The sequence below is a fragment of the Aerococcaceae bacterium zg-252 genome (assembly GCA_016237705.1).
Taxonomy (GTDB): Bacteria; Bacillota; Bacilli; order Lactobacillales; family Aerococcaceae; genus Globicatella; species Globicatella yangjingiae.
This window is the reverse complement of the sequence record CP066204.1, coordinates 1,124,144-1,137,465: the sequence shown is the minus strand read 5'-3', so window position 1 is coordinate 1,137,465 and position 13,322 is coordinate 1,124,144. Positions and strand designations below refer to the sequence as shown.

The 13,322-nt window shown below is 36.4% G+C and carries 3 protein-coding genes; all 3 read left to right on the top strand.

What is annotated here, in order from left to right:
• Positions 1 to 202: 202 nt before the first annotated feature.
• The 3 genes from JDW14_05455 to JDW14_05445 all read left to right on the top strand — a co-directional run bounded on the left by JDW14_05455 (position 203) and on the right by JDW14_05445 (position 13,196).
• Positions 203 to 9,337, top strand: a complete 9,135-nt coding sequence (locus JDW14_05455; protein ID QQD64786.1) for a DUF4091 domain-containing protein — start codon at positions 203 to 205, stop codon at positions 9,335 to 9,337.
• Positions 9,338 to 9,648: 311 nt separating this feature from the next.
• Positions 9,649 to 11,403 (top strand): ATP-binding cassette domain-containing protein, encoded by a 1,755-nt coding sequence (locus JDW14_05450; protein ID QQD64785.1) that lies wholly within the window; start codon positions 9,649 to 9,651, stop codon positions 11,401 to 11,403.
• A complete protein-coding gene (locus JDW14_05445; protein QQD64784.1) occupies positions 11,400 to 13,196 on the top strand; it encodes an ABC transporter ATP-binding protein in 1,797 nt (598 codons plus the stop codon). The genes JDW14_05450 and JDW14_05445 overlap by 4 nt, the downstream gene beginning before the upstream one ends.
• Positions 13,197 to 13,322: the final 126 nt, after the last annotated feature.

The following is a 13,322-nucleotide window of genomic DNA, read 5'->3' as shown; positions in this document are numbered from 1 at the left end:
AGTGGAAAAATTATTTGAAGGAGTGTGCAATGATAAAAATTATTTAAGTAATATTTTTGAAAAGAAAAGCACAGAATGTAGTGATAGATACTAAAAGTAGGGGGATTCCCCAGTGGAATGTAAAAAAGCACAATATTAACAAATTATTAAAATAAGTGTTGCATTTATTCATTTAATAATGGAGAGAGAAAGGAAATGTAATATGAAATATAAAAGTCGAGCTTTTCGTTGCATGGAAACACGTTGCAGATATAAAATATTAAAATTAAGTACGGGTGTTGTTTCTGCCTTAGTAGGTTTTGGTGTTATGAACCAAACAACTGCTGTCAATGCAGAAGAATTAACACCACCAATTATTGCTGCTGAAGAAAGTGACGCACAGCCCACTCCAGTTAATGAAAATAATAATCCTGTAGATGAGGAAAATGGAGTAGAAGTAATCAACACTAATACCAGTGAAATGGACGCCACTGTAAATAATGGTGAAGAAAATAATTTGGGGGACACTGCTGCATCCGGAAATGAAAGCGTTAACCCTAATGGTGAATCTGATAATGCAACTAATGAACCCACAGAGAGTACTCATGAAGAAACAGAAGTTGAGTCTGAAAAAGAAGAAGTAGCTCACAGTACATTCGTAGATAATAATTTGCATTATACAAATGATGAAGTGGACGAAGTTTTAGCTGCCAATAATCATGAACAATCAATTAGTGCTTGGAAAAATGATGAAGTAAATACTCAAATTGCTGTTGTTGCAAAAGAAGGCAATTTAACCAATGTCCGTGTTGAATTATCAGATTTAGTGAATAAGAAAACTGGAAGTATTATTAGCAAAGAGCATTTATCTAGTAATTTTATCAATGAACTTTCAGGATTCCGCTATAATGCAGGTTATCATAGTAGTGATAAATTGACTATTCGAACTGAACCGAGCATCCACCGACCAGATTTATTAAGTAATGCTGAAACAGTTAATATCGAGGAAGGCAAATTAAAAAATATTTGGTTAAATGCTAAAATCCCTGAAAATGTTGAATCAGGTGAGTATGTTACTACAGTTAAAGTGTTGAGTGATGAATTAGAGCAACCTTTAGAATTTCAAGTGAATGTAACAGTTCAAGATGTAACGCTTCAAAATAAATCGAAGTTTGATATTGAATTATGGCAATATCCTTATCGAAGTGCTGAATACTATGGAGTAGAGCCTTTTTCTGAAAAACATTTAGCTATTTTACGACCACATCTTGAAAAATATAAAGCAATCGGTGGTAATGGTATTACTACTTCTATCGTAGAAGAAGCGTGGGGTGGTCAAACTTATGCTGAGGGTAATGTACGTGTGCCGTCAATGATTAAGTGGTTTAAAGAAGCTGACGGAACATTTACCTATGATTTTACTGATTTCGATAAATGGGTATCCTTTAACCAAGAATTAGGTTTAGGTGATAAAATTGTTGGTTATTCGATGATTCCATGGGGTAATCGTATTACTTATACCAATCGTGCAACAGGTAATGTCGAATATGTAACGATACCAGTGACAGATAGTCGATACGCACAATATTGGACACCATTCTTGAAAAAATTGGTAGCACATTTAGATGAAAAAGAATGGTTTGATAGTTTTTATGTCGGCATTGATGAGCGTCCAAATATGGATCGAGCATTTGATGTTATTGACAGTGTGAAAAATAAAAATGGTAAGTCATTGAAAAAAGCAGCAGCAGCAAATCATTTTTCAGGTGCATTTAAATCTACTGCTAATCGTGTTGATCATTTGAGTATTGGAACACCTCATATGCGAGGGCAAACAGAGGCGTTTAAACAATTTGTAGAAGAACGGAAAGCGAAGGGGTTAAAAACAACTCTTTATACAGCAACGGAAGAATATCCGAATAGTTTATTATTCAGTTTGCCTGGAGAAAGTTATTTCTCTGTTATGTATGGTGCTAAGTTTAACACAGATGGATTTCTTCGTTGGGCGTATGATGCTTGGGTTAAAGATCCATTAAATGATTTATCACATTGGGCATTTGAATCAGGCGACACGCAATTAATTTATCCAGATGATAAAAATGCTGTTACGCCAAGAAGTCAAGCTAGTGTTCGTTTAGAAAAAATGGCGGAAGCTGTAAGAGATATTAATAAATTGTACCAAATTCGAGATGAAGTGCCGAGCTTAGCAAAAGATGTGCAAGCATTATTGGATACGCTAAAAGATGATTATGAAAGTAAGGTTACGGCTAGTCGTGCTGGTGGTAGACAAATTTCTCGTGAGCCAAATGCAGAAATGCGTCAATTGATTGGTACAGATTTATCTACATTTAAACGAGCATTAAGTGAATTAACGGATAAATATATTGATTACAAAGCAAATGCTACCAATGAAGTGACGGATATTGAAATCGGCCATGAGGAGATTGAATTAGTTGTCGGCGAGTCTGCACAAATTGATGCGTTAATTCAAGGTAAAGTGATTGATAATCGTATTAATTATGAAACTACTAACCGATTTTTAGCAACTGTTGATTCATCAGGTCGAATTCAAGCTACAGGTAATGGTGTAACAAAAATTATTGTTTCTTCTAAAGCAAATCCAGAAATTAAGAAAGAAGTTATTGTTAGAGTTCAGCCAGTTGATATTTTGAAAGAACTCGGTGAACATATTGTGACTCATCTTAAATTTGAAGATAATCTTAATGATGAAAAAAATGGGTTAACCTTGAATGGTACAGAATTTGAATACGTAGAGGGTATCGATGGTAAAGCGGTTCGAATTCCAAAAGCTAGCTCATTGCAAACTCAAGGTCTTGATTTAACCAATAATTATTCACTGGCATTTTGGATGAAACAAGTGCCAACGAATAATGGTAATGAAGTTCGTTCAATCTTTTGGAATGGTAAAGCATTAGCTGGTGCGAAAAATAGTACTTCTATTGATTCAACAATTGGTCAAGGAGACGCTTCACCAAATATGGGCTGGCATGTACCAGAAGGTTATTTGACCTTTAAATACAAAAATGTATTGGAAGGTTGGAATCATTATGCATTTACTAAATCACAGCAAGGTATCGTACTTTATGTCAATGGTGAAGAAATCGGTAATATTGCTTGGGGACGTGATGTTAAAATTCCATTTGAACATATTGGTGGTCGTAATTTTGAAGGTGAATTGGATGAAATACTTGTCGTTGACCGTGTATTAACCAATCAAGAAATCAAGCAATTAAGTTTTGTGCCAGGTATTAATGCCCAATCTGAGTTAATGGTCAATATTGATAAACCAGATGCGTTACCAATTCAAGTTATTGGTACGATTAGTCCATTGACTTATGAAATTGAGCACCCAGAAATCTTATCCATTGATGAGAATGGTGTTGCAACAGGATTGAAATTTGGAACAACTAATGTAACGGTTTCAACAGCAGATGGTAAATTTACGAAAAATATTCAAGTGACAGTAGATAAAATACATGCGCTCAGAAATCAACTACCTCAATTTGATATACCTAAAGAGAAAACATTTGTAATGGATCGTAAACATGCCGAATATTTAGGACAACCGGATATGGTGAAATTAAATGATGATAAGACATTGATTACGGTTTATCCTAAAGGTCATGGTCATGGTGAAATTGTAATGCGAATTTCTGAGGACGGTGGTAAAACATGGTCAGATCGTATTCTACCAGATGAGTCATGGAAAGGTTCAAAAGAAACTCCTACATTGTATACACTTGATTTTACCGACGGTAGACAAGAAGTCATGATGATTTATGGTGGACCTAAAGCAGCAGGTTGGGGTGACGGAACTGGAGGCTTTACAACGTCTATTTCCAAAGATAAAGGTAAAACATGGAGTGGATTGCAAGAATTTTATAAAGATCAAGCAGTCTTGGTAGGTTTGGCTTCATTGATTCAAGTCTATGAAAATGGTAAACCGATTGATAAATGGATGGGTGTTTTCCATGATTGGAATTATGTCAATTACAAAACTTACTTGACCTTTGATTCTGAAGGTCATCAACAATGGTCTGCACCAGAACCATATTTAAATGCACATCGACAAGTTGAATTAGAGAATCAAATTTGTGAAGTGTCGCTGATTCGATCACCTGATAAAACAAAAATTGCAGCTTTAGGTCGTACTCAGGCTCATAAAGGTTTATCAATGATTTCATTCTCAGAAGATGAAGGAAATACATGGACGAAACCACGCTTTATGCCTGCGTCACTATTAGGTGAAAGACATAAATATACTTATGACCCAGTTTCCGGAAGATTATTCATTACTTTCCGAGAAATTATTCAAGATTTTAACAATAATGGTCGCTTAGAGAATAATGATTGGATGGCAGGAGACTGGATTGGTTGGGTTGGAACGTTTGAAGATTTGGAAAAAGGGAATGACGGTGAGTATCGAGTTCGTTTAGGTGAGGATTTTACGCCAAATGCTAAGTCTGGTGATACTGGTTATGCTGGTGTTGTAGCTTTAAATGACGGAACAATTGTAACCGACTCATACGGAGTCTTTTATCCAGAAGACGCTCGCACTCGTCCTACTAATGTTCAGCCTAGTATTACTTGGACTGCGTCCATTTTAGGAGCAAGATTTACCTTAGAAGATTTAGATCGAGTTGCTTATCCAGAACGCTTTAAAAATGAGAACGAGTCGCCGAGTGTTACAGATGAAAATCTAGAACACCCTAGTGCAGATTTAAGTACAGCAGGAGCTAACATTTCTGAAATGTTTAACACTGACCACGACAATACATGGGTATTTACTGGTGGTCTAAATGTTCAAGGTGGTTCAGCCTTTACAGAGGGTATTCGTAACTATGTTGGTCAATTTGAAGAATATATCCGTTGGACAAAATCAGGAAATACCAATGCAGGACTTCAGCGTTATGTAATTAATACTGCAAAAGCTGGAACAACAATTAACACTATTGCTGAAAACTTTGATACATACGTTGGTAGATTCGCACCAAAAGCTGCAGCTTATATGTTAGGATTAGAAGATTGCGAAGCAGGTAATGACGGTATAGAAGCCTTTAAAACTAGCTTGAAATCATTTATAGATAGCTCACTTGCCCTTAATAATAATCATGGTAAAGTAGTTTTACAAACATCTTCTGCAACAGCAGATAATGCTGTCAACGCTAAGATTGAAGCTTATATTGATGCTATGAAGCAAGTGGCTCAAACATACGCAGGCACAGACGCGTGGAATAATATTGTTTTTGTTGACCATTACGCACAAACTAATAAAACAGAGTTTTTAGAACATGGCTTAGTTTATGATGTGGCACTCAATGCTAAGGGGCATTTAGAAATTGGAAAACAACTCGCTGCTGCGACAATTAAAACTACTGATAAGTTCCCAGGAACAGACGTAAGGCTAAATCTTGAAAATGAATCAAAAGTTCAATATTTTGCAACAGAAGAACCAACTGCAACATACAGCACAGCAGGCCTAGCAGTAGTAATTCCAGAAGTGAAACTGTCAAAAGAAGGTCCAACGCTCACTAATTGGCATTATGAAGTAGCCGTAGGCAACAAAGTTATTGCTGGTAATGAAACGTCTAATAACTTTACAATTACAGGATTACCAGATAATCAAGCTTATACGCTAACTCTACGTAGTGCAGACGGAACGGTTCAGTTACGTACAGTTGTAGGGCAAACTGTAGAAGCAAACGAAAGTTCTCTAAAAGACCAAACACTGTCAGAAAAACAAGAAAGAATTCGTCAACTTGTAGAAGATAAGCAACCACTTACTTGGTTATTTATGGGTGATTCTATTACTCACGGCGCTCTTTGGACTAAGGGATATGATGGTATCACTCAATTATTTGAAAAATATCTATATACTACCCTTGGTAGAAAGGGAGATACTGTAATAAACACAGCTGTATCTGGTGCAACAGTTCAAGACACTTTAACTGAAATTGCACATCGTCTAAATCATTATAATCCAGACGTTATATCTATTATGTTAGGAACTAACGATGCTGGTACTGTTACAGCAGAAGAATATAAAGCACAACTTACAAATTTGGTAAATCTTGCGAAAGCTAAAAATGTTCCAATTATTTTACGTACACCGACACCAACAACTTTGGCAAGTCATGGTCCGAAAATTCCACGTTTTGTGGAAAAAATGAAAGAAGTGGCAGCAGAAAATCCAGAAATTATTCTGATTGATCAGTACACACCATTTAATGATTTATTGACAAGCTATCCATATCTATGGAAACCAGCTTATTCAATCATTACTGATAATTTCCCACTTCATCCTGGAGCAAATGGTCATGTTCTTATGGCAAGAGAATTTATCAAAGGTTTAGGAATTTGGACAGATGATAGCCCAATTACTAACTTGTATTATAAGATGCCAATCGAAAAACAAGATAGCGACGTCGTACCAAGTGTTACTGCAGAAAATGGAGCAATTTCTCTTTCAATAGATACCTTGAAGCAGGATTTAACTTCTCCATTTAAGAAAGTAACGATGACAGCAATAGATAAAGAAAGTGGCAAAACATTTACAGTAACAGGCGATACTGGAACACTTAGCCTTGACAGTCTAGATAAAGGTAAAAATTATGATGTGTCAGTTAGTGTTCAACGAACAGATAGACCGATTATCAATGTCTTAAAAACTAGTTCATATCGTATTGAAGAAGAGGTAGAAACGCCAACGCAACCAAGCGATGAAGTGGAAACACCAACACAACCGAGTGAAGAAGTGGAAACACCAGCACAACCGAGTGAAGAAGTAGAAACCCCAACACAACCGAGTGAAGAAGTAGAAAAACCAGTACAACCGAGTGAAGAAGTAGAAACCCCAACACAACCAAGTGAAGAAGTAGAAACTCCAACACAACCAAGTGAAGGAGTAGAAACTCCAACACAACCGAGTGAAGAGGTGGAAACTCCAACACAACCGAGTGAAGGAGTAGAAACCCCAACACAACCAAGTGAAGGAGTAGAAGCCCCAACACAACCGAGTGAAGAAGTAGAAACCCCAACACAACCAAGTGAAGGAGTAGAAACTCCAACACAACCAAGTGAAGAAGTGGAAATCCCAACACCACCGAGTGAAGAGGTGGAAACTCCAACACAACCAAGTGAAGGAGTAGAAACCCCAACACAACCAAGTGAAGGAGTAGAACCACCAACACAACCAAGTGAAGGAGTAGAAACCCCAACACAACCGAGCGAAGAAGTAGAAGCCCCAACACAACCGAGTGAAGAAGTAGAACCACCAACACAACCAAGTGAAGGAGTAGAAACCCCAACACAACCAAGTGAAGGAGTAGAACCACCAACACAACCAAGTGAAGAAGTGGAAATCCCAACACCACCGAGTGAAGAAGTAGAACCACCAACACAACCAAGTGAAGGAGTAGAAACCCCAACACAACCAAGTGAAGGAGTAGAACCACCAACACAACCAAGTGAAGAAGTGGAAATCCCAACACCACCGAGTGAAGAGGTGGAAACTCCAACACAACCGAGTGAAGGAGTAGAAACCCCAACACAACCAAGTGAAGGAGTAGAAGCCCCAACACAACCAAGTGAAGGAGTAGAAGCCCCAACACAACCAAGTGAAGGAGTAGAACCACCAACACCACCGAGTGAAGAGGTGGAAACCCCAACACAACCAAGCGAAGAGGTGGAAAAACCAACGCAACCGAGTGAAGAGGTAGAACCACCAACACAACCAAGTGAAGGAGTAGAAACCCCAACGCAACCGAGTGGAGAGGTAGAAGCACCGATTATCAATAAAGATTTATTGAATTCAGACAAATTAGATGGATTTAATAAAGCAGACAAAGATGAAGATACCACTTCAGTAAAACCAAGTGAAGAAGACGGAACACCGATTATCAATGAAGACTTATTGAATTCAGATAAATTAGAAGAATTTAATAAAACAGACAAAGGTGAAGATACAACTTCAGTAAAACCAAGTGAAGAAGACGGAACACCGATTATCAATAAAGACTTATTGAATTCAGACAAATTAGAAGGATTTAATAAAACAGACAAAGGTGAAGATACAACTTCAGTAAAACCAAGTGAAGGAGTAGAAGCACCGATTATCAATAAGGATTTATTGAATTCAGATAAATTAGAAGGATTTAATAAACCCGACAAAGGTGAAGACGAAACACTAGTAAAACCAAGTGAAGAAGACGGAACACCGATTATTAATAAAGATTTATTGAATTCAGACAAATTAGATAAATTCAATAAAACAGACAAAGGTGAAGATACAACTTTAGTAAAACCAGGTGAAGAAGAAACACCAATCATCAACAAAGACTTACTAAATAAAGATAAGTTGGACAAACTTGTAAATCACATGGAAAGTGGCGAAAGTCAAACAAATAAGACGGAACTACATGTTGATGCTGCCACAAATATCAGTGTTGAATTAACAGGTGAAGATGTTGGTCGAGGATTACACCTAGTTGTGGGGCGTTTACAAAATAATCCATTAGGTAATTCGTTGGATGAACACTTAAAAGGTAAAGAATTTGATTTGTACGATATTCATTTTGAAAATGCTCAGGGTGAAGTGACACAAATTAAATCTGAAGCTGTGGTCACTCTTCCAAGAGATGTAGCTAAAGAAGTTTCTGGAGTATACTATGTTGCAACCACTGGTATGGCAGAAAGTTTACCGTATGACTTGCTTGATAATGCTGTTCGATTTAAAGTAACTCATTTCAGTTACTATGCTGTAGTATATGGTGCTCAAACTGAGCAAAATGGAACACAGTCAGGTACAACGACTACAGGAACTGCTAGTTCAACAAGTGCAACAAACACAGGAACTGCTAGTTCAACAAGTGCAACAAACACAGTAACTACTGGTTCAACAAGTGCAACAAATACAGTAACTACTGGTTCAATAAGTACATCGAACATAGAAAATTCTGATACATCAAACACAATGAACGCAGACAGTACAGGTTCATCTAATGTAATGAATACAGGGGATCCAAGTTCAACAAACGTAATTAAACCAAACAATACTGATTCATCAAATACAATGAGTACAGAAAATAGCACAATGAAACCAGAAATGCCTAATTCATCAAGTGCAATGAATACAGAAAAATCAGAAGATAATAAAGTAAATACTAGTCGTGAAGAACAACAACCAAGTATGACAACTTCAACAATGAACAAAATGGAAATGTCATCAGAACGTCTTCCAGAGACTGGTGAAAATGATGCTTATTTAATCTTTAGCGCAGCAGCATTGTCTATAATTGCAGGCGTTGGTTTAGTTTCAACACGTCGAAAAGAAAATTAATCATTGCTAGCCACAAATTATTCATGTCATTACCACATGAGTTTCTAATTGAAACTCGTGTGGTTTTTGCCAATGATAATGTCATCGAAAGAATCAATTTTAGAGGTAGGCACTTACTTCGTTTTGAATCACCGAATTCCCAGCCATACTTTCATTTGGACAATTCATTTTCCTATTACCATTAACAAGGTTAAATATTTGACTTATTATAATAGAATGGTAAACTATTCTCTGTTAAACTAATGAATAATTATCAATTGATGATAGTAAGTTTTGTTATCTAAGATTAATATGAGGGGAGTGTTTAAATTTTGGATATTTTTTCAAAATTAGGTTGGTTTTTTAGGCAAGAGAAGAAAGCCTATTTTATTGGTGTTTCGCTATTGTTCATTGTCAGTTTATTAGCAGCGATTGTACCGATGATTATTGGAACAATTATTGACGGTATGACTAATGGGACATTAACACGTCAAGCGATGTGGCAATGGATTATTGTCATATTATTGATTGGAATTGCACAATATATTATGCGTTATTATTGGCGTATGAGTATTTTTGGGACTTCAGCTAAATTAGAGATGATATTACGTCGCCGTTTATTCGTTCATTTTACGAAAATGGACGCTATATTCTTTCAAGAAAATCGAACAGGTGATTTAATGGCACATGCAACTAATGATGTGACGACTGTTCGTATGGTTGCTGGTGGGGGTATTCTAACCTTGGTTGATGCATTATCACAAGGGTTGATGACGATTTTTATGATGTTTGTGGCAGTCGATTGGCGACTTGCCTTAGCAGCGGTTGTACCTTTACCTTTGTTAGCTATTATTATCCGTTTTAATGGAAAACGTGTCCATTATTATTTCCGCTTTGCTCAAGAAGCCTTTTCATCAATGAATGATAAAGTGCAAGAAAGTATGAGTGGTATGAAAGTCATTAAAACGTTCGGTGAAGAAGAACGTGATATTGAAGACTTTAAAAAGATGACTGAAAATGTCGTGAAGAAAAATAAATTAGCCTACCGTTTTGATTCCTTTTTCAGGCCGAGTATTCAAACGGTTATGGGGCTATCATCTGTAATTTCATTGTTTTATGGTGGTTATTTAGTTTCTCAGGGTGAAATAACAGTAGGGCTTTTAGTAGCCTTTTTAAATTATGTTACACGTATGGGATGGCCAATGATTGCGATTGGACATTTATTTAATATTTTAGAGCGTGGTTCTGTTAGTTATGACCGTATTGAATCATTATTGAAAACGACCAGTCATATCGTGGAAGACAAAAATGCTTTACACGATAGTATTGCTGGGGATATTGAATTTAATATTGATTCGTTTACTTATCCGAAAGACGAGCAGCCTACTTTGACAAATGTTCACTTTAAGCTTAAACAAGGGCAAACCTTAGGTGTTGTAGGGAAAACAGGTGCTGGAAAGTCAACTTTGTTCAAACTATTATTACGTGATTATGATGATTATCGTGGTAGTATTCAGTTTAATCATCATCAGATTGAAAAATATAGTTTAAATGCTTTATTAAGTAATATCGGTTACGTGCCGCAAGATAATTTTCTATTTTCGACAACGGTGCGTGATAATATTCGTTTTGCCGTACCAAGTGCGACGCAAGAAGATGTTGAGGCAGCTGCTCGTTTAACAAGTGTCCATGATGATATTCAAGGATTTAGTTATGGATACGATACTTTAGTTGGGGAGCGTGGGGTAGCACTTTCTGGTGGACAAAAGCAGCGTATTTCAATTGCGAGAGCGATGATTTTGAACCCAGAATTATTGATTTTAGATGATTCACTTTCTGCAGTGGATGCACGTACGGAAGAAGCAATTTTAAATGCAGTAAAATCATATCGTGCGAATAAATCGACAATTATTTCGGCACACCGATTGAGTAGTATTATGCATGCTGATGAAATAATTGTACTTGATAATGGTACGATTGCTGAGCGTGGGACACATGATGAATTAATTGCTCAAAATGGTTGGTACAAAGAAATGTTTGACAAACAACAATTAGAAGCTGAATTAGAAGAGGAGGTAGCGAAATGAGTTCACAACCAGTGACGAAATCAGAATGGGCTGAAAAAATGCCGATTAAAGAACAAGTTGAAGTGACAACGAAAATTACTCGCTATACCTTACCATTTAAGTGGCTATTTATTGTTTCGATGCTATTTAGTGCCGTATCGTCATTTATCACGGTTATTATGCCTCGTATTATACAAACATATATTGACCAATACTTAGGTAATGCGTCAGCTACCATTCAAATTGCCTTGCTCTTTGCTGGAATTTACTTAGTGTTAATTTTACTACAAGCTGTGAGTAATTATTTTTCAAACTATTTATTCCGTATGGCATCTGAAAAAACAGTGGAGTCAATCCGTAACCAAATTTATACTAAGGTGAATGGACTGGGAATGCGTTACTTTGACCAAACACCAGCTGGTTCGATTGTATCTCGTATCACCAATGATACGGAAACATTAAAAGATTTTTGGAATGTGTTTTTCTCATTGTTTGAGGGGATAGTGACTTCTGTTTCGGTATTTATTGGAATGTATGTGTTAAATGCTAAAATGGCATTGTTATTCTTAATATTTATTCCAATCATGTTTGGGATTATTTGGTATTATCAATTATATAGTTCACGAGTTTATCGGACAATGCGTGAAAATTTAAGTAAGTTAAATACAAAATTAAATGAAAACATTACAGGTATGTCAGTAGTACAACATTTCCGACAAGAAGAGCGTATGATTGCTGAATTTGATGTTGATAATGAAGAACAGTATCGTGGTAGACGGACAATGATTCATATGCATGCCTTGATGTTGAATCCTTTTATTAATTTACTGGAAAATATTTCACTAGCACTGGTGTTTTATGTGTTAGGAAATCAATTTTTTGACGGTTTGTTGGAAGTGGGTATGGTGTACGCTTTTACGCAATATAGTACAACATTCTTTAGACCAATGGGAATGATGATGGAAAGTTTAAGTCAGCTACAAGACGGTGTGGTATCGAGTTCACGTATTTTACGTGTAATGAATCATCAAGAGATTATTCCAGAGCAAGATGTAGATGACCAAGCGATGATTTCAGATGCCAAAGTTGAATTTAAAAATGTATCATTTTCATACGACGGCAAACATGATGTATTGAAAGATATTTCTTTTACCGTAAATCCAGGAGAAACGGTAGCATTAGTAGGGCATACTGGTAGTGGGAAAAGCTCGATTATTAATGTGCTAATGCGTTTTTATGAATATCACTCTGGTGATGTCCTAATAGACGGACATAGTTTACGACATTTTAGTTATGATCGTCTGCGTGAACAAATAGGATTAGTATTACAAGATTCATTTTTATTTTATGGTGATGTTGCTCGAAACATCCGTTTATTAGACCAGTCGATTAGTGACCGTCAAGTCAAAGAAGCAGCACGTTTTGTTAATGCTGATACATTTATCGAGAGTCAACCGCAAGGGTATCAAAAGAAAGTGATTGAACGTGGTGCAAGTTACTCGAGTGGTCAACGTCAATTAATTTCTTTTGCTCGAACAATGGCACGTAATCCTAAATTACTGATTTTGGACGAGGCAACGGCTAATATTGATACTGAAACTGAAATGCATATTCAAAATAGTTTACAGAAAATGCGTAAAGGTCGTACTACTATTGCGATTGCACACCGTTTAAGTACGATTAAAGATGCAAATTTAATTTTAGTATTAGATAAAGGTCGTATCATTGAGCGTGGGACACATGATGAATTGATTGCATTGGGTGGAACTTATTACCAAATGTATCAATTGCAATCGATGGGACATGTAGATTAAAAAGGTTTATCAATTATCATCTCATAAGTTGGACAATGTGCTAGCTTGTGAGATGTATTTTTTTAGATTGAATTTCTACTTTATCATACGCATTTGATAATAAATATGATATGATTTTAGGTGTAG

Bases quoted from the DNA above. Each gene is read 5' to 3' on its own strand.
- JDW14_05455 (QQD64786.1), top strand. From the start codon at position 203: ATGAAATATAAAAGTCGAGCTTTTCGTTGCATGGAAACACGTTGCAGA.
- JDW14_05445 (QQD64784.1), top strand. From the start codon at position 11,400: ATGAGTTCACAACCAGTGACGAAATCAGAATGGGCTGAAAAAATGCCG.